The sequence below is a fragment of the Duffyella sp. Ts4 genome (genome assembly GCF_051851875.1).
Classification (GTDB): domain Bacteria; phylum Pseudomonadota; class Gammaproteobacteria; order Enterobacterales; family Enterobacteriaceae; genus Duffyella; species Duffyella gerundensis.
Window position 1 is genome coordinate 284670 of record NZ_JBLYPN010000004.1, and the last position, 24132, is coordinate 308801.

A 24132-nucleotide genomic window follows, 5' to 3' on the forward strand; every position below is an offset into this window, starting at 1 on the left:
GGCGGATGATTTTATTCCCCGGCTGGATCAGAAAGGCAATATCAAAGAAGAGAGATTAATGTATATTTTAAGTTGTCCTAAGATAAATATTTTGAAATTTAAAATATATGCAATTGTCCTTAATTTCATGATCTCTTCATTGGCTTTTGTATTTTCGTTGCAGGTGGCTCATGCCGATCTCACTGTCGGCGATCTTACAAAGGATGTTATCCACACAGCCGATCGCGGCATTACACCTACGGATGATCTCAACGTATTTGATGGTGAGTCAGGGAGTTACAAGACCGATTTGATAAATTTCGGCCGCTATATGAAATGGCTTTGTCTTAGCAGCTCAAGCCCTGTTTCAGGCGCATGCGAAACCGCACAGACGCCAAATCCGGCAATACCCTCGGTAGTACAACTGGAATTTACTGAGTTAAGAAGTAACGTAAAAGCGACGGTTAATTTGCACGGATCTAAACGGCAATATAGTTCTTTTAACGGCCTCTACTGTGGTGGAAAAGTGAGAATGAACTGGGGACACACTCATCTATGTGAGACTAACCCTGATGCGGTGAAGCTTTTTTTATTCATACCGAGAACAGAAATAGCCAAACTGCCATTCGGAGGGATATGGCAGGCAACATTAAAGTTAAGAACTGGAGGCCTTTACGAAGCCTATCATGGCACCTGGACAGCCAATATTACCCTACATGTTAGCGATAATAATAACATTAGCATTTACTTCCCGCAGTTTGATTCCGCCACGTCGCAGGTCGATTTAAAGTTGCATACCATACCGACGCCGGCCACGCCGGGCGGTGAGATGCGCGGCCAGGCAAATCTGGACATGTGTTTGTATGATGGCTTCAACGCGCAAAGCAGCCGCTATCAGGTCACGCTCACCGATGACCAGAGCGTCAGCGGCCGCCCCGGCGGGGCCTTTTCAGTGTTCCGCGATAACCAGCCGTCAACGGATGCGCGCAGGCGCGTCGATTACCACGCCAGTCTGCGCTACAACGGACGTGATATCGCCCTGCCGAATAATGAAGTGGTGACGCTGGAAGGGATTAATCAGGCGGAGGTACGGCCGGTGAGGCTGCCCGCTATTCCACAGCCGGTTTACTGTACGCCAGCGCCACTCAGTTTGCTGACGCCCGCTTTCAGCCACATCAGCAAAGAAAACGGCAGTTACGGCGGCAGGCTGCGAGTGATTTTTACGCCGTCGCTGGAGTAGCGATCACGGCAGTTCAGGCGGCTGCCACTCTTCCACCTCAATCAGCACCAGCAGCGCGGCATCACCGCCAAACATTTTCGGTGCCTGGTGAAACGCCATTACGTGCGGATGTTGCGCCAGCCAGAGCGGCGTTTGCTGCTTGAGCACGTGTTTGCCGTAGCCGTGCATCACGCTGGCACAAAAAATGTGCTCGCGGCGGCAGGCGGCAATCAGCGCACCAAGTTCCTGCTTCGCCTGATTCTGCGTCAGGCCGTGCAGATCGAGGAAAATCTCCGGCGTATAATCGCCGCGCCGCAGCTTTTTCAGCTCGTAATGGCTGACGTCGCTGCGCACGTAGCGCATCGCTCCTTCAGTAGAGAGCAGTGGCTGAAACTCATCGGAAAAGTAGTGGCTGTTGTCCATCTGCTCGGAAATCATCCGCTTCACCGGCAGCTCGCGGCCCGGCTTGCGGACCGGTTTATGCAGAATGGTATCCTGCGTCAGCTTTTTGGTTCCCGCCATTAGCTGCGAGAACAGGGCCTTATCGTCGGCGTTCAGCGTCTGTTTTTTGCTCATGGAATAGGTTCTGTCGGTAATCAGGGGCGTATTTGCCGTTACCTTAACCCGCAGCCGAAACAAAAGTCAGCTTTTTCACACTGCTGCGCTGAATTATCGCCCTCTTCATGGCAAACTAGCCGCCGTGTTTAGCCAACGGCCTGCGGAGGGCAACGTGGACAAAATTTTCGTCGAAGAGGCGGTCAATGAACTGCACACCATTCAGGATATGCTGCGCTGGTCGGTCAGTCGTTTCGCCGCCGCCAACATCTGGTATGGTCATGGCACCGATAATCCCTGGGACGAAGCTGTTCAGCTGGTGTTGCCAACGCTCTATCTGCCGCTCGATATTCCCGAAGAGATGCACAATGCGCGCCTGACCTCCAGCGAGCGTCATCGTATTGTTGAGCGGGTGATTCGCCGCGTGAACGAGCGCGTGCCGGTGGCCTATTTGACCAATAAAGCCTGGTTTTGTGGTCATGAATTTTATGTCGATGAGCGTGTGCTGGTGCCGCGTTCGCCGATTGCCGAGCTGATCAACAACCGTTTCGCCGGATTGGTTCAGCAGCCGCCTGCCACCATTCTGGATATGTGTACCGGCAGCGGCTGTATCGCCATCGCCTGCGCTTACGCCTTCCCGGAAGCGGAAGTCGATGCGGCGGATATTTCAGTCGATGCGCTGGCGGTAGCCGAACAAAACATTGAAGAGCACGGCCTGATTCACCAGGTGACGCCGCTGCGCTCCGATCTGTTCCGCAATATGCCACCGATGCGCTACGACCTGATCGTCAGCAATCCGCCTTACGTCGATGAAGATGACATGGGCGATCTGCCGAATGAGTACCGTCATGAGCCGGAGCTGGGCCTGGCGGCAGGCAGCGACGGCCTGAAGCTGGTGCGGCGGATTCTGGCCTGCGCGCCTGATTACCTCAGCGATAACGGCGTGCTGATCTGCGAAGTGGGCAACAGCATGGTGCACATGATGGAACAGTATCCTGATGTGCCGTTCAACTGGCTGGAGTTCGACAACGGCGGCGACGGTGTCTTTATGTTGACTAAACAGCAGATCATCGACGCGCAGCACCACTTTTCTCTCTATCGCGATTAATCGCTGGCGGGCGTGACCCGCCGCTACTCAGCTTGTAAGCAAAGGAATCAGCATGGCCGGAAACAGCATCGGGCAACTTTTTCGAGTAACCACCTTTGGCGAATCCCACGGACTGGCACTGGGATGCATTGTTGACGGCGTGCCGCCCGGCATCCCGCTGACCGAAGCCGATCTGCAGCACGATCTCGATCGTCGTCGTCCAGGCACCTCGCGCTATACCACCCAGCGCCGCGAACCGGATCAGGTAAAAATTCTTTCCGGCGTGTTTGAGGGCGTGACCACCGGCACCAGCATCGGCCTGTTGATCGAGAACACCGATCAGCGCTCGCAGGATTACGGCACCATCAAAGATACCTTTCGTCCTGGCCACGCTGATTACACCTATGAGCAGAAATATGGCGTGCGCGACTACCGCGGCGGCGGCCGTTCATCGGCGCGCGAAACCGCGATGCGCGTGGCCGCGGGGGCGATCGCCAAGAAATATCTGGCGATGAAACATGGTATCCAGGTGCGCGGTTATCTGGCGCAGATTGGCGACGTTGCCTGCGAGCTGAAAGAGTGGAGCATCGTAGAAGAGAACCCGTTTTTCTGCCCGGACGCTGACAAATTAGCGGCGCTGGACGAGCTGATGCGCGCGCTGAAAAAAGAGGGCGATTCCATTGGTGCTAAGGTCACGGTAATGGCAGAAAACGTGCCGGTTGGCCTGGGCGAACCGGTGTTTGACCGTCTTGACGCTGATTTAGCCCACGCCCTGATGAGCATCAACGCGGTAAAAGGCGTGGAGATCGGCGACGGTTTTGCCGTGGTGAATCAGCGCGGCAGCGAACATCGCGATGAAATTCGCGCCAACGGGTTTCAGAGCAATCACGCCGGCGGCATTCTGGGCGGCATCAGCAGCGGCCAGACCATCAGCGCCAATATCGCGATGAAACCGACATCAAGCATTACCGTGCCCGGCAAAACCATCGACCGTCACGGCGCTGAGATCGATATGATAACCAAAGGCCGCCACGATCCCTGCGTGGGCATTCGTGCGGTGCCGATCGCGGAAGCGATGATGGCGATCGTGCTGATGGATCATCTGCTGCGTCATCGTGCGCAGAATGCCGATGTTGCCTCTACCGTACCGCGCTGGTAAGCCAATGAAAAAGAGTCTGATCTTTCTGTCGGCGCTGCTGTTCAGCGCCGTGTCGCTGGCGGCAACGCCGTGGCAAAACATCCGTCAGCCCATTGCCGGTTCACCGCAGGCGATCGGCGGTTTTGCCAACGGCTGTATTGTTGGCGCACAGCCGCTGCCGCTGAACTCGCCGCATTATCAGGTGATGCGTCAGGATCAGCGCCGCTATTTTGGCCATCCCGATCTGATTCTGTTCATTCAGCGGCTGGGCATGCAGGTGCATAACCTCGGCCTGGGCGAAGTGCTGATTGGCGACATGGGCATGGCGGCAGGCGGACGATTCAGCAGCGGTCACGCCAGCCATCAGTCCGGGCTGGATGTCGATATCTGGCTACAGCTGCCGAAGCAGCGCTGGAGCGAACAGATGTTGCTGAAGCCGCAGCCGCTGGATTTAGTGGCCGCCGATGGCAAAAACGTGGTAGCACGTCACTGGCAGCCGCAGATTGCCAGCCTGATCAAACTGGCGGCGAAAGACGAAGAGGTAACACGTATCTTCGTCAATCCAGCGATTAAAAAGCAGCTTTGTGCTGATGCCGGTAGCGATCGTGGCTGGCTGCACAAAGTGCGCCCCTGGTTCCAGCACCGTGCGCATATGCATGTGCGGTTGCGCTGCCCGGCAGGTAGCCTGGAATGCGAAGATCAATCTCCGCCGCCGCCGGGCGATGGCTGTGGCGCCGAGCTGAACAGCTGGTTCCTGCCGAAAAAACCAGGCGCGGCGCCGGTAAAACGTGAGCCACCGCCGCTGCCACCTTCCTGTCAGGCATTGCTGGATAAACATCTGCTTTAGGAAACGTCATGGAATGGTTTGTGGTCAGTCCGTCAATTGTGGCGCTGCTGTTTTTCGTAGCGATGCTGGCGGCCTTTATCGACTCGATTGCTGGCGGCGGCGGATTGCTGACCGTACCGGCGCTGTTGGCAGCGGGATTAACTCCGGCACAGGCGCTGGCAACCAATAAGCTGCAGGCGGTAGGGGCTTCTTTTTCAGCCAGCCTCTATTTCCTGCGGCGTGGCGCGGTCAACCTGCGCGAACAGCGGCTCAACATTGCCATGACCTTTATCGGCGCGGTGATTGGCACGCTGCTGATTCAGCATCTGCACACCGAACTCCTGCGTCGCATTTTACCGCTGTTGATTCTGGCCATCGGTCTCTATTTCCTGCTGGTGCCGCGTTTGGGCGAAGAGGATCGCGCGCGCAGGCTGCACGGACTGCCGTTTGCCCTGATTGCCGGCAGCTGCGTCGGCTTTTATGACGGCTTTTTTGGCCCCGGCGCCGGTTCGTTTTATGCGCTGGCGTTTGTCACGCTGGCCGGTTTCAACATGGCGAAAGCCACCGCGCATGCCAAGGTGCTTAACTTTACCTCCAACCTCAGCAGCCTGCTGTTTTTCATGTTTGGCGGGCAGGTGATGTGGGGATTGGGCGTGGTGATGCTGCTGGGGGCGATTTGCGGCGCGCGCATGGGCGCACATATGGTGCTCAGCCGTGGCCAGAAGCTTATCCGGCCGATGGTGGTGATTGTCTCTGCGGTGATGAGCAGCAAGCTGCTCTATGACAGCCACGGCATGGAAATTCTTGCCTGGTTTCAGCAGCTTTAAGCCACTTTTTTACTCGTCAGTGCTGCCGCCAGATGCGACAATCGCGCGCTGACTTTTTTGAAGAATGTTTATGACCACCACACACCATTATCAGCAGCTTATCGACCTGTTCGACGGCTGTTTTGTTGACGACTTTCAGACCCGTCTAATTAAAGGCGATGATGAACCGATCTATCTTCCTGCGGATGAGACATCACCCTGGCACAGGGTAGTGTTTGCCCATGGCTTTTACGCCAGCGCGCTGCATGAGATTTCGCACTGGTGCATTGCGGGCGCAGAGCGCCGCAAGCAGGTCGATTTCGGCTACTGGTATTGTCCTGATGGCCGCGATGCCGCTACGCAAAGCCAGTTTGAATCGGTTGAGGTAAAACCGCAGGCGCTGGAGTGGATGTTTTGTGTCGCAGCAGGCTTTCCCTTCAATGTAAGTTGTGACAATCTCGAAGGCGATTGTGAGCCCGATCGCATCGCTTTTCAGCATAAGGTGCATGAGCAGGTTATGCACTATCTTGCTAAAGGGATCCCGACGCGGCCCGCGCGCTTTATTGAACGACTTCGCACCTTTTATGGCACCCCTCCGCTTATAGCGGAACAGTTTTCCTGGTCGGACGATCTGAGCTGAGCGGGAGCGATTTTCTAACGAGGAAATGACATGATCGCAGAGTTTGAAACACGTATTCTGGCGCTGATTGACGATATGGTTGACCACGCCAGTGACGATGAGCTGTTTGCCAGCGGGTATCTGCGCGGTCATCTTACGCTGGCGGTGGCGGAAGTGGAGCAGCTTAATGAGCACACGCCTGAAGCGTTGCAGGTGCATGTGCAAAACAGCCTGCAAAATGCCATTGCCGCCGGTGAGCTTTCACCGCGCGATCAGGCGCTGGTGATCGGCATGTGGGACAATCTGTTTCTGCAGGCTCGCCGCCAGGCGTAATAACAGGGCGGTCTGCCGCCCTTACTTCTCTACCGCTTTTCCCTTCAGTAACTTCCTGATCCAGTAACGGTTTGGATTCAATCCCGCCAGCGTAATGCGATCGGCCGGCAGTGGCTCGCCGCTGATCTGCGCCGCCAAAATCTCTGCCGCCAGCGGCGCGCTGCATAAGCCGCGCGAACCCAGCGCCCCGAGCACAAATAATCCCGGCCAGACGGGTGCGCTGTCGGCATCCTGCTGCTGCGTCATGAGATCGGCATAGTTGGTCAGCGTGCGATCGTAATCGGGCAGGCTGCCCACCATCGGCAGATGATCGCGGGTGGCGCAGCGCACGCCGTTACGCGCATCGTTATCGCTGACGTCGACCGCATCCGTCCATTTATTGTCGGGCAGACAGGCGCGCAAGCGCGCGGCATTCTCCTGCTGATCGCTGTCGCGAAAGTGCGTTTCACGTTCGCCACGATGATAGCTGGCGCCGATGGAATGACTGGCAAACTGCGGGCTGGCTGGCGTTAAATAACCGTCATAGCAGAGGACCTGCCGCAGTTCGGCGAGGCCATCGCGCGAGGGCACATGGCTGACCTGACCGGCGACAGCGTAGAGCGGCAGCTTTTGACTCTGCGTCAGATCGGCCATCGCATGGCCGTTAGCCAGCACCACATTATCGTGCCGCGTTGATGGCTGGCTGGCAAAGTGCAGCCGCCAGCCGCTGTTCTCGCGATCCACCGCATTAAGTTTATGCAGCCAGTGCACGCGGAGTCCCTGCGTTTCTGCCCGTTGCAGCAGAGCACTGGTCAGCTCCGCCGGTGAAAGCCAGCCGCCCGCCGGGTAATGAATGCCGCCGCAGCCAAGGCTCACGCCCGCCAACGCTTCGGCCTGGCTTTGACTGACCGCGGTGGCGATCTCGGGCGGCAGGGCCATTTCCAGCATGCCGGCGATTTTTTTCGCGCTTTTCTCATCCCACGCGAGCTGCGTCACGCCGCACCAGTCATGATCAAAATTCAGCGGTAGCGCGTCATACCAGCGACGGGCAAAGCTAAACGCTGCCGGAAAAAAGCGGCTGAGCGCCTCATCATGCGGCTGCAACAGCGGGTAGAGCGCGCCCTGGCGGTTGCCTGATGCGCCAAGCGCGGGGGCGTCGTCAGCACAGTAAAGCGTGACCCGCAGATTACGTCGCAGCAACGCCAGCGCCAGCGTGGCACTGGCCAGGCCGCCGCCGATAATTGCAACATCACCGGGCTGCGCGGCAGGGCGCGCATACCAGGGCTGCATCGCTGCGATCGGCGTGGCTGCCGTGAGCTGGCCGCACAGCATCTCCCGTTTCGGGCCAAAGCCTTTGCGCCGCTCAACGGTGAATCCCGCCTGTTGCAGCCCGCGACGCACAAATCCGGCGGCGGTAAAAGTGGCGAAGGTGCCATCGGCTCTTGCCAGTTTTGCCATGGTGGCAAACAGTTCCGGCGTCCACATATCCGGGTTTTTCGACGGCGCGAAGCCATCCAGCATCCACGCATCGATCTGACGCGTCAGGCTGTCATCAAAAATGTCGGGTAACTGATTAATATCACCAAACCACAGATCCAGCGTGATGCGTCCATCAGCAAACAGCAGGCGCTGACAGCCGGGCAGGGCAGCAGGCCATTGCGCGCACAGCTCGGCTGACCAGGGCGCCAGTTCCGGCCACTGCGCCAGCGCGGCGGTGAGATCGGCGCGTGTCAGCGGATATTTCTCGCAGCTGATAAAATGCAGACGTTGCAGGCTGGCCCCGGCGTGCGCGGCGTGAAAGCGATCAAAGGCCTGCCACAGCGTTAAAAAGTTGAGCCCGGTGCCAAATCCCGTTTCCGCCACGATGAAAAGCGGGCGCGGATGGGTGGCAAAACGCGCCGGTAAACCGTTGCCGCCCAGAAAAACATGACGCGTTTCTTCGAGGCCATCATCATTGGAAAAGTAGATATCGCCGAATGCTCGGGATACAGGTGTACCCTGTTCATTCCAGCCAAGTTCAGCATGTTCTACCGGGGTCAATTTCATGGGTTATGGCTCATTAATCAGGCAGTGGCGCGATTCTAGCGACAGCGATCACATGACGCAAATTTACAAAAGTAAACTGCTGATCGGACTTGTTCGGCGTACAAGTGTACGCTAGAGTGCGTCTCGAATCTTAATTAAAGTGGCAGAGGTAATGAATGAAACGTGCGGTGATTACAGGCTTGGGAATCGTTTCGAGCATTGGTAACAACCAGCAAGAAGTTTTAGCTTCGCTGCGTGAAGGTCGCTCAGGCATCACTTTCTCACAGGAGCTGAAAGATTCCGGCATGCGTAGTCACGTCTGGGGCAACGTTAAACTCACTAAAGAAGAGATTTCCGCCCTTATCGACCGCAAAATGCTGCGCTTCATGAGTGACGCGTCAATTTATGCCTATATCTCTATGCTGGAAGCGGTGAAAGACTCCGGTCTGACCGTTGAGCAATATCAGAACAACCCGCGTGTCGGCCTGGTGGCCGGTTCAGGCGGCGGCTCGCCGGTCAATCAGGCAGCCAGCGTTGATGGCATGCGTGCAAAAGGCCTGCGCGGCGTCGGTCCTTATATGGTGACCAAAGCGATGGCATCCGGCGTCTCCGCCTGCCTCGCCACGCCGTTTAAAATCCATGGCGTAAACTACTCCATCAGCTCAGCCTGTGCGACTTCAGCACACTGTATCGGTAACGCGGTTGAGCAGATCCAGCTGGGCAAACAGGATATCGTTTTCGCTGGCGGCGGCGAAGAGCTGTGCTGGGAAATGTCCTGTGAATTTGACGCGATGGGCGCACTTTCCACCAAATACAATGAGTCGCCAGAAAAGGCGTCCCGCACCTATGACACCGAACGCGATGGCTTTGTGATCGCCGGCGGCGGCGGCATGGTAGTGGTGGAAGAGCTGGAGCACGCTCTGGCACGTGGCGCGCACATCTATGCTGAAATCGTCGGTTACGGTGCGACCTCTGACGGTGCGGACATGGTTGCCCCATCGGGTGAAGGCGCAATGCGCTGCATGCGTATGGCGATGGAAGGCGTGGATACGCCAATCGATTATCTGAACACGCATGGCACCTCAACGCCGGTTGGCGATGTGAAAGAGCTGGGCGCCATTCGCGCGGTGTTTGGTGATAACTCACCGGCGATGTCTGCGACCAAAGCGATGACCGGCCATTCACTGGGCGCCGCTGGCGTGCAGGAAGCGATCTACTCACTGCTGATGCTGGAGCACGGTTTTATCGCCCCAAGCATCAATATCGATGAGCTGGATCCGGCAGCCGAAGGCCTGAACATTGTGACCGAGCCTACCCAGCGCAAGCTGACTACGGTGATGTCTAACAGCTTCGGTTTCGGCGGCACCAACGCCACGCTGACCATGCGCAAATATCAGTAAGCCTCTGCTTAGTGATCTGCTTAAGCCCGGGAAACCGGGCTTTGTTGTTTTTGTGCCGTGTTCAATGACTGCTTTCCATAATCCGCGCCAGCTTATCTACCGCCTGAATAATTTCCTGATTTTCCAGTGCACTGAAGCCGAGCAGCCAGCCCGGCACCGCATTCCCATGGCGATAGAGGGAAGATAATTGCGGTAACAGCAGCCCCTGCTGACGGGCTGTTCGGGTAATGACTGCTTCATCACCATACAACAGCCTGACCGGCAATTGCATGCCGCCCTGCGTGGGAAAACTCACCAGCGACTCCGCCAATTTCTGTTCCAGTTGCTGTCTCAGCAAATCACGACGGCTGTGATAGAGCTGGCGCATCAGCCGCAGGTGCGCGCCAAAATGCCCTGCAGAAATAAAGGCCGCGGTTACAGCCTGTGGCAACAGTGCGCTGTGCCCATCCATCAGGCTACGCGCGGCACACAGCGCATCCACCAGGCCGTCGGGCACGACCATATAGGCCAGCCGTAACGAGGGAAAAAGTGATTTAGAAAAGGTGCCCAGATAAATCACCCGCCCGGTAGGGTCGAGACCCTGCATGGCAGGCATCGGCTCGCCCTGATAGTGAAATTCGCTGTCGTAGTCATCTTCCACGATCCAGCTGCGCTGCTGACGGGCAAATGCCAGCCAGGCGTGTCGTCGCTGCAGGCTTAGCGTTACGCCGCCAGGATAATGGTGAGAAGGGGTTAAATAGATCAGTTTCGGCTGGCCCTCACGCAGCTGCGCACCTTCTCCATCCAGCATGACCGGATGCAGATTTGCACCTGCGCTCAACAACGCATTGCGCGCGCCAGGATAACCGGGTTCCTCCAGCCATGCTTCATCCTCTGGATCGATAAGCAGCCATGCCAGCAGTTGCAGTGCCTGCTGCGAGCTGGTTAACACCACCACCTGTTGCGCGCTGCAGCGAACACCGCGCGACTGCACCAGATAATCCGCTATTGCCTCCCGCAGCGGCAAATAGCCTTGCGGATCGCCATAGCGTTGTAGCGTCATACCTTGCTGGCGCTGCAGCGTCGAAGTAAGCCGCTGCCAGATGCGCTGAGGAAACGCTCGTAGCTCAGGTGAACCCGCGGCAAAAGCGTGGGGAAACAGCGGATCCTGACAGCCGCCAGTGGCAAGAATCTGGTTGCCGCGTCGTGAAAGCTTTACCGGCAGCGCCAGCTGTTGCCGTTGCGCTTTTTTGGTCACGCTGAATGCGACAAAAGTACCGCGGCCGGTTTGTCGCAACAGATAGCCTTCGCTTTCCAGCTGACCATAAGCGGCTTCCACCGTCACCCGTGACAGTGCCAGATCGGCCGCCATCAGACGGGAGGAGGGGAGGCGATCGCCCTGCTGCAGGCGACCTTGATTGATTGCCTCCCGCAGCATAGCGCACAGACGCTGGCGGCGATGTTCACCCGGCTGACGGGCAAAATGGTGATGCCACGAAAACGCAACGCTGACCATGAATGGGTCTTATCCTGAGTGGAGAATTGGCCTCTACGCTAAGACCAGCGCGGAGTATTATCAAGCGCCAACCAGGAGATAAACATGCACCCACATTCTGCTGTTCTTGCTTTTCCCCCGCCTGCCGCTGCTGAAAGCGCCGCCTGGCTGGAACAAAAATTACGTTATTATGCCGATGCCTGGGATGTGGCGCAGGATCTTGCCCGCCAGATAGACGATATTGTGATAATCGACGCGCGTTCTTCAGCGGCGTATGCCAGCGGCCATATCGTTGGCGCGGTGAGTTTTCCGCATCGCACTATGACCGCTGAAAGCACCGCGACGCTGGACCGCAGCAAAGTCTATATCACCTATTGCGACGGCATTGGCTGTAACGGTTCGACCAAAGCGGCGTGGAAGCTGGCGTGCTTAGGTTTTCAGGTGAAGGAGTTGATTGGCGGGCTCGACTTTTGGCTGCGTGACGGGCATCCGGTTAACACCGGGGATGCGCCGGGCCACTGGCCTGAAACGGCCAGCGCGCCGACCTGCGGCTGTTAATCAGAGAAACAGCCACAGCAGGAAAACCACCACCAGCAGCACGATAAAAGCAGTCATCGCCGGTCGTGCTGCGGCGGGCTGCAACAGCGACGGCAGCGAGGCCACAAAAGGCGAGTAGATCGGCTGCGGACGCAGCTCGTCATCCGCCAGGCGCGCTTCATGATATTTTTCAGCACGTCGAGCAAACAGCTGATTAAGTAGATCCTGCGCCTGCGCTGCGGTCAGCACGGTTTGAGGCGTCGCCTGGAAACGCTGCTGGCTATAATCTTCCAGCAGGCGATGTTCAGCCTGATCGGGCGGCTGGCGCAACGAGGCTTCAAGCAGCTGTAGCGTAGGCGCCTGATGCTGCGTCAGCGCCAGTCGCGCCTGCAAATAATGGGTCAACAACGGAAACTGCCGTGACGGAATGGGATCGCCGCTTTTGAGGTTGGCCAGCTTCATTACGCCAGCCCACAGCTTGACCGGCTGCTCGCCGGTGGCGGCCGCCAGACGCGCAACCTGCTGGTTCAGCGTGTGATGCTCTGCCGGCAGCAGGGTGCGATCGGTCGCGCGGGTTTGCTGCGGTTGCGGAATCGCCATCTGTCCGTTTTGCAGCATGGTCAGCACCTGACGCATCTGATCGGGCGTTAATGAACTCAAAACGGTATGGCCAAACTGCTGGCGGATAAAATCGCTGACCGCCTGTCGATTATTGCCCTGCGGCAGCAGATCGCTGAGTTGCTGCAACAGCTGCCGTGAGGCGTGGCCCTCCTGCGCCTGCGACAAACGCGTATTCAGATACTGTTCCGCTGCGGGAAAATGGCGCGACTGCAGTTCAGCCTCGCTTTTTACGCCCACTTCATGACGGATTCCAGCCCACAGCTCTGGCGCTTTCAAGGTGCTCAGCGACAATATGCGCACAATCAAACGCTCCAGCGTGGTGCGCTGCGCCGGAGAAAGCGGCTGCTCACCCGCAACGCGGTTCTGCCCACCGGCAGGCGTAAGCGAAGGGCGATCGCCTGGTGGCAGACCGGGGCCGCTGAGAGGTTGCATGGGGAATCCTTAAGAACGAAGCCGGCATACCGGAAAATGAGCGTGGGATATGATACAAAAGCGGGGCAGAAAACAGAAGGGAAAAACCTTCCTCAAGCGGTGAGGAAGGCGAAAAATCTTACTCTGCGGCCAGCGCCAGGCGCTTACGACGCCAGCGTTTCCACAACGGCGGCACCAGCAATACCGTAATTGCCAGAATTAACAGCACTTTACAGATCAAACTCTCCCACAGAATCGGCAGGTTACCGTTGCTGATCGACAGCGCACGGCGCAGGTTCTGCTCCAGCATCTCGCCCAGGACAAAGCCCAGAATCAGCGGCGACATCGGAAAGTCCATTTTACGCAGGATATAGCCAAATATTCCCAGCGCCACCATCAGCAGCAGATCGAAGGTCGTGCTGTGCACGGCGTAGACGCCGACGGCCGAAATCGCAGCAATTGCCGGCACCAGAAACCACAGCGGAATCGACAGCATGCGGGCGAAGATGTTGATCATCGGGATATTCATCACTAACAGCATCACGTTACCGATCAGCAGGGCGGCGATCAGCCCCCAGACGATATCGGGCTGCTCGGTAAACATCGCCGGGCCAGGCGTAATGTTATAAAGCGTTAACGCGCCGACCATCACCGCCGTGGTGCCGGAACCGGGAATACCCAGCGTCAGCATCGGAATAAACGAGCCGCAGGCCGACGCGTTATTGGCCGCTTCCGGCGCCGCGACACCACGGATATCGCCTTTCCCGAACTGGTCGCTGCCGCTGATCTTTTTCTCGCTCATGTAGGCGATAGCGCTGGCAATGGTGGCGCCTGCGCCTGGCAGCACGCCGACGAAAAAGCCCACCAGCGAGGATCGCAACGTCGCGCCGGTACACTGGGCCGCCTCTTTCATATTGAACATCATGCGGCCACTGGCGCGCACCATTTTCTGGCCGCTGCGGGTGGATTCCAGCATCAGCAGAATCTCGCTGACTGAGAACAGGCCGATAACCACCACCACAAACTGAATACCGTCAGAGAGATGCACACTGTCGAAGGTAAAGCGGTAGACGCCGGTGTTGGCGTCCACGCCCACCGTGGCCATGCCGAGACCAATCAACGCGGCCAGGAACGATTTCAGCGGGTTGTGGCTCATCATGCTGCCCAGACAGGCGATAGCGAACACCATCAGGGCAAAATATTCCGCCGGGCCGAATGCCAGTGACCAGCTGGCCAGCAGCGGGGCAAACAGGATGATGCCGACAATAGCGATGGTCGATCCAACAAAAGAGCTAACCGCTGAAATCGACAGGGCAACGCCCGCCTTGCCTTGCTGGGCCATGGGATAGCCATCGAGCGCCGTCATGATCGCCCCGGCATCGCCTGGCACATTCAGCAGTATCGATGAGATACGTCCGCCATATTCACAACCGATATAGACCGTTGCCAGCAGGATCAGCGCCGACTCAGCGGGCAGATGCAGCGCAAACGCCAGTGGCATCAAAATCGCCACGCCGTTGATTGGACCCAGCCCCGGCAACAGGCCGACGATGGTGCCAATAAAGCAGCCGGTCAGGGCGATAAACAGGTTAGTTGGCGTCATGGCGACGGCAAAACCCTGCATTAAAAAAGACCAGGTTTCCATAGGGTTCTCCGTTAACTTAGCCAGCTACCGATCGGTAACGTCACTTCCAGCAGGCGATCAAAGGCGTAAAACAGCGAGATGCCCATGATCACGCCGGAGAGGGCCGCTGCCCACCAGCTCGCGCCGAACAGCAGGCCAATACCAAAAGTCAGCAGGGTGGTGCAGAGCGGAAAACCGAGGTTTTCAAACTGCCAGCCATACAGCAGCATCATCACCGCCAGAGCTATCAGCCGCCCGAGCGTGCTGTTGTGCGGCCACTGTATACTGTCCGGTTTTTTAAACAGCATCAGTAGCGCACAGACCGCCATCAGGCCAAGAATAATCATTGGGAAAGGCCGCGGCCCTACCGGTTCATAGCTGTATTCGCTTTGAATGCCTGCGCCGATAAACAGGCCGCCGATACAGAGCAGCAGCCACAGGCTGGCAAAAATACGATCGCTCATTGCCGCCTCCGCTTATTTCGCCAGGCCAAAGGCTTTTGCCTGCTCGCGGTACATGGCTACCTGTTTTTTCACGTAAGCATCCAGTTCCGGACCGGTCATGTTGAATTCAAACAGCCCACGCAGATCGCGCTGCTTTTTAAACTCGTCGCTGGCCATCATGGTTTTGAAGGCGGATTCCCACCACTGATACTCTGCGTCAGTGACTTTTGGACCCAGATAAAAGCCGCGAATGATCGGCCAGGAGACGTCGTAACCCTGCTCTTTAGCGGTAGGAATGTTGGCCAGGTCGCCAGGCAAACGCTGATCGGCCAGCACCGCCAGCACGCGCAGTTTGCCGCCCTGCAAGTGCGGCACCATTTCGCTCATATCGCCGGACATCATCTGAATATGGTTGCCGAGCAGGGCGGTGACGGTCTCGCCGCCGCCCTCAAAGGCGACATAGCGCATTTTGCGTGGATCAACATCGGCGGCTTTGGCGATCAGCGCCGTTTTCATCCAGTCCTGACTGCCGATTGAGGCGCCCGCGCCGACCACCACTTTATTGGGATCGTTTTTGATCGCCGTCATTACCTCTTTCAGCGAGGTCCACGGCGAGTCGCTGCGCACCGCCAGAATGCCGTAATCGGTGCCGACCGCGCCCAGCCATTTAACGTCGTTGACGTTATAACGGCCAAATTTGCCCTGTGCCAGATTAAGCAGGGAGCCGCCGGAAAAGGCGACCACCGTACCCGCTTCAGCCGGACGTTGCGCGACAATGGCATTGTAAGCCACCGCCCCAACGCCGCCGGGCATGTAGGTGACGCGCATCGGTGACGCGATCTGTTTAGTTTGCTGTAGCGAAACCTGCAGTAATTTACAGGTGAGATCAAAGCCGCCACCGGGCTTGGCCGGGGCAATACATTCCGTGCGTGACGGCGCCTCGGCAGCCAGGGCAGAGGAGGTAGCGACGGTCAGCAAGGCGCAGGTAATAGCGCGACAAAGTATTTTTTTCATGAAGGCTCCAGGCTTTCTTCCAGTTTGTGAACATTGCCAAACTTCTTTGGTTACGGAATTGTTAATGCTGCAACCTTTCATTTACCTTTCATTACCGCAGAAAAATTACAGGATGTGATATGCGTCTCTTACTGGTGGAAGACACAACGGAGCTGGGGCGCTGGCTGCAAAAAGCGCTGACCCAGGCGGGGTTTGTGGTGGACTGGGTCGCCGATGGACTCGCCGCCGACCATCTGTTGCAAAGCGAACACTATGAGCTGGTGGTGCTGGATTTGTCATTGCCGCGGCTTGATGGTCTTGAGGTGCTGGCGCGGCTGCGCAAGCGTGGGCAGAGCCTGCCGGTGATGCTGCTGACGGCGCGCGGCGATCTGCAGGATCGCGTGCGCGGTTTGAATCAGGGTGCCGATGATTACCTCAGCAAGCCTTTTGATCTGGTTGAACTGGAGGCGCGCATTCGTGCGCTGTTACGTCGTAGCCATGGCCAGCAGAGCCAGACGCAGGTACTGGGTGAGCTGGTGCTGTTTGAACAGGGCTATTTTCACCTGCAGGATAAACCGCTGGCGCTGACGCCGCGGGAATCGAGCGTGCTGACCACGCTGATGCAGCGCCGTGGTCGCCCGGTCTCGCGCCAGCAGCTTTATGAGCAGACGTTCACCCTGGCGGATGAAGCGAGCCTCGAGAGCATCGAACTTTACGTTCATCGTGTCCGAAAAAAACTGGTCGGCAGCAACGTGGCCATCGTTACCCTGCGCGGCCTCGGTTACAGCCTTGAGTGCCAGTCATGCGGTTAACCTTGCGCAATGAGCTGCTGCTCTGGCTCGGCCTGCCGCTGCTGCTGCTTTGGGCGCTGTCAGTGTTGACCCATTATCAGAGCGCATTGGCCGCCGCCAATCTCGCTTACGATCGATCGCTGCTCGCCTCGGCGCGCACGGTTGCCGAGCGACTGGTAGTGCGTGGCGGTCATCTGGAGGTTGAGGTGCCGTGGGTGGTACTGGACAGTTTTGAGCGCAATATGGACGATCGGCTTTTTTATCAGGTGATCTCGCCGGAAGGGAAAACGCTGTCAGGTTATCAGGATCTGCCGCCGATTCCCGCCGATAATTCCGTGAGCACCAGCTATCCGGCACTGGTGCATTTTTACAACGCCACCTATCAGTCGTTACCGATTCGTATTGCCGCGCTGTGGCAGCCGGTCAGCGAACAGGGCTTCGAAGGCATGGCGCTGGTGATCGTGGGCGAAACGCTGAATTCTCGCGTGTTGATGGCGGCCGGTCTGTTACACACCGCGCTGTGGAGTCAGGGCGCACTGGTACTGGCCACGCTGCTGTTGGCCAGCCTGATGCTGCGGCGGTTGCTACGTCCGCTGCGTCAGTTATCGCGGCTGATGCTGCATCGTGATGCCAGCGATCTTACGCCGCTGCCGTCGCTGTTGCCGTGGTCAGAGCTACAGCCGCTGGTAATGGCGATCAATCGCTATATGGCAAGGCTGCGCGCTTTACTGACGCGACAGGAGCGGTTTAGCGGCGATGCGGCGCATCAGTTGCGCACGCCGCTGGCCATTTTGAAAACCCAGGTTACGGTAGCGCTAAACAGCGAAGAGGCTGCGCAGCGCACCGAAAGCCTGCTGGCAATGCGCAGCACGCTGGATGACACCATTCAGCTTACCGATCGTCTGCTGCAGCTGTCGCGGGTAAAAGGGCGGCAGAGCGAACAGCAGCCGATGCAGCAGCTCGATCTCACCGGCATTGTGCGCGATGCCTGCCTGACACGTTACAGCCAGGCACGCAGTAAGCAGATCGATTTAGGCTACGAAGGCGATGAACACTGCATGATTCTGGGCGATCCGCTGTTGCTGGCGGAGCTGTGCGCTAACCTGCTGGATAATGCCATAAAATATACGCCGCCGGGCGGCGTGGTAACCGCCAGCGTGGTGGCGGGTTGCCTTAACATTGAGGACAGCGGGCCGGGCATCGCCCAGGCGCAACGGCAGCAGGCGCTACAGCCTTTTCAGCGCCTGCAGAGCGCCCGGCTTGAACAGGGGGCAGGCCTGGGGCTGGCGCTGGTGAATGATATCGCCCAGTGGCACGGCACCCAGCTTACGCTTGGCGACAGCGCACCGCTGGGCGGCCTGTGTGTGCAGATCGCCTTCAGGCTGTGTTAACACGACGCAACGGCGTTTTTAGCCGTTGCGCCAGCACCACGCCGACCAGCGTCAGTCCACCGCCAATAAAGTGATAGCTGTGCAACTGTTCGTGCAGAAACAGCACGGCGATTAGCGCGGTAAAAATCGGCACCAGGTTCATAAAAATGCTGGCGGTGCTGGCGCCCATCCGCTGCACGCCCTGAATCCACAAAAACGGCGCGATAATCGAGGCGGGAATACCGGCAAACAGCACCAGCGGCAGATTATGCAGGTTGAGTGTGACCTCCGGCGCGAGCAGAAAATTGGGTGTCAGAAACAGCAGGCCAAAGAAAATTTGCACATACAGACTCTGCCAGTTCGGTAGGCCGATACTCCAGCGTTTGGTCAACACGCCATAGAGCGCGTAGGAGGTTGAGGCCGCCAGCATCATCAGTTCTCCTTTTCCCAGCCCGTGCGTCATCAACTGCTGCGGTTCCCCGGCGCTGACCAGCCACACCAGTCCGCTGAAAGAGATCACGCTGCCCAGCAGAATGCCAACGGTGGGCGCAAGACGCAGCAAAGGCACGCTCAACAACACGGTGAGCAGCGGAATCAGCGCGTTAAGAATGCCCATAAACAGCGCGCTAACGGTGTGCGCAGCAAAGTAGGCAAGGCTCTGATAGAGCACCATGCCGAGCAGGCCCAGCAGCGCCAACTGCCACCACACCTGCCGCACACGCTGGCGATTGCGCCAGACGCCGGGCAGCACAAAAGGGGTCAGCACCAAAAAGGCCAGCAGCCAGCGATAGAGCGAGATCGCCGCCGGATCGATAGCGCCGGCCGAAAGCTTACTGACGATGGCGTTGATCGACCAGATCAGCACCGCAAACAGGGGAAACAAAAAATTCATAGCGACCTCATCATAATAAGGCGCGCAAGTTTACGCCTGTCAGCATTTTATAAAAGCGCGACGCACAGAAAAATCCCATTGCCGGTCTGGGCGGCGAAGGTGATGTGTGTTTGCCGCCTCTTTATGCCAGAATAATTTCCTTACTTCTTTTCGTCCGAACAGGAAAGCCGCTGTGAAAATTGTCGTTGATGAGAATATGCCCTATGCCCATGAACTGTTCAGCCGCACCGGCGATGTGGTTGCCGTACCGGGGCGTCCGCTGCCGGTTGCTGAGCTGAGTGACGCCCAGGGCTTGATGGTGCGTTCAGTGACAAAGGTGGATGCCGCCCTGCTTGATGGTACCAGCGTGAAGTTTGTCGGTACCGCCACTGCGGGCACCGATCATATCGACGACGATTACCTTACCGCAGCGAACATCGCCTTTTCCGCCGCCCCGGGCTGTAACGCCATCGCGGTAGTGGAATACCTGTTTTCCGCACTGCTGCTGCTGGCGGAGCGCGATGGCTTTCAGCTCACCGACCGCACGGTTGGCATTGTGGGCGTCGGCAACGTGGGCGGGCGCCTGCAAAAACGGCTGGAAGCCTGGGGCGTGCGGACGCTGCTCTGCGATCCCCCGCGCGCCGACAGGGGCGAGCCTGGCGACTTTCAGCCGCTTAGCACGCTGGCGGCGGAAGCCGATATTCTCACCTTCCACACGCCGCTGTTTAAGCAGGGACAGTATAAAACGCTGCATCTGGCCGATGAGGCGCTGCTGCGCGCGCTGAAGCCCAACGCCATCCTGATCAACGCCTGTCGTGGGCCGGTGGTGGATAACGCGGCGTTACTGAACGTGTTAAACAGCCGGGACGATTTAAGCGTGGTGCTGGATGTCTGGGAACCGGAGCCGGACCTGGATCTGGCGCTGCTGGCAAAAGTGGACATCGCTACGGCGCACATTGCTGGCTACACGCTCGAGGGCAAAGCGCGCGGCACCACGCAGGTGTTTGAGGCGTGGAGTGCATTTATTGGCCAGCCACAACAGGTCTCGCTGGCCAGCCTGCTGCCCGCACCGGAGTTTGGCGAGATTACGCTGCGCGGGCCGCTCGATCAGGCAACGCTGAAACGATTGGTGCATCTGGTGTATGATGTGCGCCGCGATGATGCGCCCCTGCGCCAGGTCGCTGCCATAGCGGGTGAATTTGACCGTTTACGCAAGCAATATCAGGAACGCCGCGAGTGGTCTTCATTGCAGGTGAACTGTGATGATGCCGGAGCAGCAGCGATGCTGCAGCAGCTGGGCTTTAACGCGGTGCATCAGGCGGGATAAATACGCCGATCATCCTCTCCCTGTTTACAGGGGGAAAAATCTGAATCCCCGGGCGGTGAATATCACCGCCTTCTGTTTTTATGTCATTGTCTGAGGTAAACCACCATGTCTGACGGCTGGAATATTGCGCTACTTGGCGCAACAGGCGCAGTAGGGAACGCTGTACTGGAACTGCTGGCGGAACGCGAGTTCCCGGTGGGGGAATTATTTTTACTCGCCAGCGCCAACAGCGCCGGTGAAAACAAACGCTTTGCGGGCCAGACGCTGCTGGTGCAGGACGCCAGTGAATTTGACTGGTCTCAGGCGCAGCTGGCCTTTTTTGTTGCCGGACGCGACGCCTCGGCGCGCTACGCCGAAGAAGCGGCCAACGCCGGTTGTCTGGTGATCGACAGCAGCGATCTGTTCGCGCTGGAGCCGGATGTGCCGCTGGTGGTGCCGGATGTGAATCCGCAAGTACTGGGCGATTACCGCAATCGTAACATTGTCAGCGTGGCCGACAGTCTGACCAGCCAGCTGCTGAGTGCACTGAAGCCGCTGATTGAGCAGGCCGGGCTCAGCCGTATTCAGGTCACCAACCTGCTGTCGGTTTCCTCACACGGCAAAGCCGCGGTGGACGGCCTGGCAGGCGAGAGCGCCCGTTTGCTGAACGGCATTCCGCCCGAAGAGCACCACTTTGGCCGTCAGCTGGCGTTCAACCTGCTGCCGCAGCTGGCAGATAACGCCGGTAGCGTCGCCAGCGAGCGTCGCCTGGTGGATCAGGTACGCAAAGTACTGCAGGACGAGGGATTGCCGATTGCGGTAACCAGCCTGCAGGCGCCGGTGTTTTACGGCAACGCGCAGCAGGTGTGGGTCGAAAACCTGCGTCCGCTCTCGGCTGAAGAAGCGCGCGAGATTTTGCTGGAGACGGAGGATATTTCGCTTTCTGAAGAGAACGATTATCCCACGCCGGTAGGCGATGCGTCCGGTAACGAAACGCTGAGCATTGGCTGCGTGCGCAATGATTACGGCGTACCGGAGCTGCTGCAGTTCTGGACGGTAGCGGATAATATTCGCTTCGGTGGCGCGTTGATGGCCATCAAAACCGCTGAGAAGCTGGTGCGGGAGTACATGTACTGATGTCTGAGGCGGTCAACGAGCACAAACTGGCGTTGGGCATCGAATATGACGGCAGCCGCTATTATGGCTGGCAGCGACAGCAGGAAGTGCGCAGCGTGCAGGGCAAGCTGGAACAGGCGCTGGCAAAAGTAGCCGATCATGACGTAAACGTGTTTTGTGCGGGTCGCACCGATGCAGGTGTGCATGGTACCGGTCAGGTGGTGCATTTTGTGACCACGTCGATCCGCAAAGATGCGGCCTGGACGCTGGGCGTTAATGCCAATTTGCCGGATGACATCGCGGTGCGTTGGGTTAAAGCGGTGCCGGATGAGTTCCATGCCCGTTTCAGCGCCACCGCACGCCGCTATCGCTACATCATTTATAATCAACGGCTGCGGCCAGCGATTCTGCACGGCGGCGTGACCCATTTTTACCATCCGCTGGATGTGGAAAAAATGCAGCGCGCCGGGCAGTGCCTGCTGGGTGAAAATGACTTCACCTCGTTTCGTGCCGTGCAGTGTCAGTCGCGCACGCCGTGGCGCAACATCATGCACCTTGAGGTCAGCCGCTTTGGTGCCTATGTGGTGGTGGATATCAAGGCCAACGCCTTTGTTCACCACATGGTGCGTAACATTGTGGGTAGCCTGCTGGAGATCGGCTGCGGCAACCAGCCTGAGAACTGGATGGCCAGCCTGCTGGCGGCAAAGGATCGTACGCTGGCGGCAGCGACCGCCAAAGCAGAAGGGCTCTATTTGGTGGCGGTGGATTATCCATCCCATTTTGATCTTCCCCGACCGCCGATGGGACCGCTGTTCCTCGCGGATTAACTTTTAGCCATAGGATAGTAGCGCCATGGATTTCATCCATTTAGTCATCGATTTTATCTTGCACATTGATGTGCATCTTGCCGAGCTGGTGGCGCAGTATGGCATCTGGGTCTATGCCATCCTGTTTTTGATCCTGTTCTGTGAAACCGGCCTGGTCGTGACGCCGTTTTTACCCGGTGATTCGCTGCTGTTTGTTGCCGGTGCGCTGGCGGCGCTGCCGGGCAACGACCTCAATATCCATCTGATGGTCGCGCTGCTGGTGATTGCCGCTATTCTTGGCGATGCGGTGAACTACACCATTGGCCGCCTGTTTGGGGCGCGGTTGTTCAGCAACCCCAACTCGAAAATCTTTCGTCAAAGCTATCTCGATAAAACCCATGCGTTTTACGAGCGTCATGGCGGAAAAACGATTATCCTTGCGCGCTTCGTGCCGATCGTGCGCACCTTTGCGCCGTTTGTTGCCGGGATGGGGCACATGTCCTACCGTCACTTTGCGCTGTATAACGTGACGGGCGCGTTATTATGGGTAGTGCTATTCTCCTACGCCGGTTATCTTTTTGGTGATTTACCCGTGGTGCAAGAGAACCTGAAACTGCTGATCGTGGGGATTATCCTGGTTTCTGTGCTGCCAGGCGTGATAGAAGTGTGGCGCCATCGCCGTGCGGCGAAGCAGCAGAAGCAGCCTTAAAAAAAGGGTTCAGGCCAGGCCATCCGACCAGATTTTTATCCACAGCGCCGGATGGTTATGGTTTAATGAGCGACATTTATGGTCTGCTGTCACCGACAGCAGCAACAAGAAAAACTGGTCTCACCAGGTTCAAACAGAAAGGTCATCAATGAGCTGGATTGAACGAATTCTCAACAAGAGCACCATCACGCCATCGCGTAAAGCGAGTATCCCGGAAGGCGTGTGGACCAAGTGTGACAGCTGCGGCCAGGTTCTTTACCGTGCCGAACTGGAGCGCAATCTGGAAGTTTGCCCGAAATGCGATCACCACATGCGTATGCATGGACGTGAGCGCCTGAACCGGCTGCTTGATGAAGGCACGCTGGTGGAGTTGGGCAGCGAGCTGGAACCAAAAGACGTGCTCAAGTTTAAGGATTCCAAAAAATATAAAGATCGTCTGACTGCCGCGCAGAAAGCGACAGATGAGACGGATGCGCTGATTGTTATGAAAGGCACGCTGCACAGCATGCCGGTCGTTGCCGCCGCGTTTGAGTTTGCCTTTATGGGCGGTTCAATGGGCTCGGTAGTGGGTGCGCGCTTTGTGCGTGCGGTTGAGCAGGCGCTGGAAGATAACTGTCCACTGATCTGTTTCTCCGCCAGCGGCGGCGCCCGAATGCAGGAAGCGTTAATGTCGCTGATGCAGATGGCGAAAACCAGTGCGGCGTTGGCCAAGATGCGCGAGCGCGGTCTGCCTTATATTTCTGTCATGACTGACCCGACTATGGGCGGTGTGTCAGCCAGCTTCGCCATGTTAGGCGATCTGAATATCGCTGAGCCAAAAGCGCTGATCGGTTTTGCTGGTCCGCGTGTGATTGAGCAGACGGTTCGCGAAAAGCTGCCGCCAGGCTTCCAGCGCAGCGAGTTCCTGATTGAAAAAGGCGCGATCGACATGATCATTCGCCGTCCGGAATTGCGCTACAAGCTGGCCAGCCTGCTGGCAAAAATGATGAACCTGCCAGCCCCGCTGCCTGATAGCGATGAGCCAGCACCGGCTTCTGAGCCAGAAAGCCACGAGGCCTGACAGATGATCGAAAGGCGCGTTGAGCGCCTTTCAC

Annotated in this window: 24 protein-coding genes; 16 read left to right on the plus strand and 8 right to left on the minus strand. The window is 57.7% G+C overall.

The window, feature by feature from the left end:
- Positions 1 to 58: 58 nt before the first annotated feature.
- Positions 59 to 1219, plus strand: a complete 1161-nt coding sequence (locus ACJY2L_RS09175) for a CfaE/CblD family pilus tip adhesin (RefSeq protein WP_439212465.1) — start codon at positions 59 to 61, stop codon at positions 1217 to 1219.
- Positions 1220 to 1222: 3 nt separating this feature from the next.
- Here ACJY2L_RS09175 and smrB read toward each other — a convergent pair whose 3' ends face one another.
- On the minus strand, positions 1223 to 1774 hold the full coding sequence (gene smrB, locus ACJY2L_RS09180) for an endonuclease SmrB (protein WP_439212464.1): 552 nt from the start codon (positions 1772 to 1774) through the stop codon (positions 1223 to 1225).
- A 154-nt stretch (positions 1775 to 1928) separates the two neighbouring features.
- On the opposite strand from smrB, the gene prmB reads away from it, so the two are divergent.
- From prmB to ACJY2L_RS09210, 6 genes are all read left to right on the plus strand, one after another.
- Positions 1929 to 2861 (plus strand): 50S ribosomal protein L3 N(5)-glutamine methyltransferase, encoded by a 933-nt coding sequence (gene prmB / locus ACJY2L_RS09185; protein WP_439212463.1) that lies wholly within the window; start codon positions 1929 to 1931, stop codon positions 2859 to 2861.
- A gap of 52 nt (positions 2862 to 2913) precedes the next feature.
- Complete coding sequence (gene aroC / locus ACJY2L_RS09190) at positions 2914 to 3999, plus strand: chorismate synthase (RefSeq protein WP_439212462.1); 1086 nt, start codon at positions 2914 to 2916, stop codon at positions 3997 to 3999.
- 4 nt (positions 4000 to 4003) lie between these two features.
- Positions 4004 to 4825, plus strand: coding sequence for a penicillin-insensitive murein endopeptidase (gene mepA, locus ACJY2L_RS09195; RefSeq protein ID WP_439212461.1), 822 nt, complete (start codon positions 4004 to 4006; stop codon positions 4823 to 4825).
- Between the two features lie 8 nt (positions 4826 to 4833).
- Positions 4834 to 5631 carry a sulfite exporter TauE/SafE family protein gene (locus ACJY2L_RS09200; protein WP_067432550.1) on the plus strand — a complete coding sequence of 266 codons (798 nt, stop codon included), beginning with the start codon at positions 4834 to 4836 and terminating at the stop codon, positions 5629 to 5631.
- A 70-nt stretch (positions 5632 to 5701) separates the two neighbouring features.
- Positions 5702 to 6250 (plus strand): elongation factor P hydroxylase, encoded by a 549-nt coding sequence (locus tag ACJY2L_RS09205; RefSeq protein WP_439212460.1) that lies wholly within the window; start codon positions 5702 to 5704, stop codon positions 6248 to 6250.
- Positions 6251 to 6280: 30 nt separating this feature from the next.
- A complete protein-coding gene (locus ACJY2L_RS09210; protein WP_067432544.1) occupies positions 6281 to 6562 on the plus strand; it encodes a YfcL family protein in 282 nt (93 codons plus the stop codon).
- A 21-nt stretch (positions 6563 to 6583) separates the two neighbouring features.
- Here the strand turns inward: ACJY2L_RS09210 and mnmC are convergent, their stop codons facing one another.
- A complete protein-coding gene (gene mnmC / locus ACJY2L_RS09215) occupies positions 6584 to 8587 on the minus strand; it encodes a bifunctional tRNA (5-methylaminomethyl-2-thiouridine)(34)-methyltransferase MnmD/FAD-dependent 5-carboxymethylaminomethyl-2-thiouridine(34) oxidoreductase MnmC (protein WP_439212459.1) in 2004 nt (667 codons plus the stop codon).
- 155 nt (positions 8588 to 8742) lie between these two features.
- On the opposite strand from mnmC, the gene fabB reads away from it, so the two are divergent.
- Positions 8743 to 9966 carry a beta-ketoacyl-ACP synthase I gene (gene fabB, locus ACJY2L_RS09220; RefSeq protein WP_067432538.1) on the plus strand — a complete coding sequence of 408 codons (1224 nt, stop codon included), beginning with the start codon at positions 8743 to 8745 and terminating at the stop codon, positions 9964 to 9966.
- 61 nt (positions 9967 to 10027) lie between these two features.
- On the opposite strand, the gene ACJY2L_RS09225 is transcribed toward fabB, so the two are convergent.
- Positions 10028 to 11461 carry a MocR-like pyridoxine biosynthesis transcription factor PdxR gene (locus ACJY2L_RS09225; RefSeq protein WP_439212458.1) on the minus strand — a complete coding sequence of 478 codons (1434 nt, stop codon included), beginning with the start codon at positions 11459 to 11461 and terminating at the stop codon, positions 10028 to 10030.
- A gap of 84 nt (positions 11462 to 11545) precedes the next feature.
- Between ACJY2L_RS09225 and ACJY2L_RS09230 the strand changes: the two genes are divergently transcribed.
- Positions 11546 to 11998, plus strand: coding sequence for a rhodanese-like domain-containing protein (locus ACJY2L_RS09230; protein ID WP_439212457.1), 453 nt, complete (start codon positions 11546 to 11548; stop codon positions 11996 to 11998).
- Here the strand turns inward: ACJY2L_RS09230 and flk are convergent, their stop codons facing one another.
- From flk to ACJY2L_RS09250, 4 genes are all read right to left on the minus strand, one after another.
- Positions 11999 to 13030, minus strand: coding sequence for a flagella biosynthesis regulator Flk (gene flk, locus ACJY2L_RS09235; RefSeq protein ID WP_439212456.1), 1032 nt, complete (start codon positions 13028 to 13030; stop codon positions 11999 to 12001). It abuts the gene before it with no gap.
- A 118-nt stretch (positions 13031 to 13148) separates the two neighbouring features.
- Positions 13149 to 14654: a tripartite tricarboxylate transporter permease gene (locus tag ACJY2L_RS09240; RefSeq protein ID WP_439212455.1), complete on the minus strand. Its 1506-nt coding sequence runs from the start codon at positions 14652 to 14654 to the stop codon at positions 13149 to 13151.
- Positions 14655 to 14665: 11 nt separating this feature from the next.
- On the minus strand, positions 14666 to 15097 hold the full coding sequence (locus ACJY2L_RS09245; protein WP_439212454.1) for a tripartite tricarboxylate transporter TctB family protein: 432 nt from the start codon (positions 15095 to 15097) through the stop codon (positions 14666 to 14668).
- Between the two features lie 12 nt (positions 15098 to 15109).
- On the minus strand, positions 15110 to 16090 hold the full coding sequence (locus tag ACJY2L_RS09250; protein WP_439212453.1) for a Bug family tripartite tricarboxylate transporter substrate binding protein: 981 nt from the start codon (positions 16088 to 16090) through the stop codon (positions 15110 to 15112).
- Between the two features lie 119 nt (positions 16091 to 16209).
- Between ACJY2L_RS09250 and tctD the strand changes: the two genes are divergently transcribed.
- Both tctD and ACJY2L_RS09260 read left to right on the plus strand, forming a co-directional pair.
- On the plus strand, positions 16210 to 16881 hold the full coding sequence (tctD, locus tag ACJY2L_RS09255) for a transcriptional regulator TctD (protein ID WP_439212452.1): 672 nt from the start codon (positions 16210 to 16212) through the stop codon (positions 16879 to 16881).
- The gene (locus ACJY2L_RS09260; protein WP_439212451.1) at positions 16872 to 18251 is read left to right on the plus strand and encodes a sensor histidine kinase N-terminal domain-containing protein; all 1380 of its coding nucleotides are present in this window, start codon (positions 16872 to 16874) and stop codon (positions 18249 to 18251) included. Before tctD ends, ACJY2L_RS09260 begins: the two co-directional genes overlap by 10 nt.
- Here ACJY2L_RS09260 and ACJY2L_RS09265 read toward each other — a convergent pair.
- Positions 18238 to 19122: a DMT family transporter gene (locus ACJY2L_RS09265; protein WP_439212450.1), complete on the minus strand. Its 885-nt coding sequence runs from the start codon at positions 19120 to 19122 to the stop codon at positions 18238 to 18240. The genes ACJY2L_RS09260 and ACJY2L_RS09265 overlap by 14 nt on opposite strands.
- Positions 19123 to 19294: 172 nt before the next feature.
- Here ACJY2L_RS09265 and pdxB point away from each other — a divergent pair, with 172 nt between their 5' ends.
- From pdxB to accD, 5 genes are all read left to right on the plus strand, one after another.
- The gene (gene pdxB / locus ACJY2L_RS09270; RefSeq protein WP_439212449.1) at positions 19295 to 20428 is read left to right on the plus strand and encodes a 4-phosphoerythronate dehydrogenase PdxB; all 1134 of its coding nucleotides are present in this window, start codon (positions 19295 to 19297) and stop codon (positions 20426 to 20428) included.
- 105 nt (positions 20429 to 20533) lie between these two features.
- The gene (locus ACJY2L_RS09275) at positions 20534 to 21544 is read left to right on the plus strand and encodes an aspartate-semialdehyde dehydrogenase (RefSeq protein WP_439212448.1); all 1011 of its coding nucleotides are present in this window, start codon (positions 20534 to 20536) and stop codon (positions 21542 to 21544) included.
- Positions 21544 to 22350 carry a tRNA pseudouridine(38-40) synthase TruA gene (gene truA, locus ACJY2L_RS09280; RefSeq protein WP_067432501.1) on the plus strand — a complete coding sequence of 269 codons (807 nt, stop codon included), beginning with the start codon at positions 21544 to 21546 and terminating at the stop codon, positions 22348 to 22350. Before ACJY2L_RS09275 ends, truA begins: the two co-directional genes overlap by 1 nt.
- A gap of 25 nt (positions 22351 to 22375) precedes the next feature.
- Positions 22376 to 23038, plus strand: a complete 663-nt coding sequence (locus tag ACJY2L_RS09285) for a DedA family protein (protein ID WP_439212447.1) — start codon at positions 22376 to 22378, stop codon at positions 23036 to 23038.
- 148 nt (positions 23039 to 23186) lie between these two features.
- Positions 23187 to 24098, plus strand: a complete 912-nt coding sequence (accD, locus tag ACJY2L_RS09290; protein ID WP_067432495.1) for an acetyl-CoA carboxylase, carboxyltransferase subunit beta — start codon at positions 23187 to 23189, stop codon at positions 24096 to 24098.
- Positions 24099 to 24132: the final 34 nt, after the last annotated feature.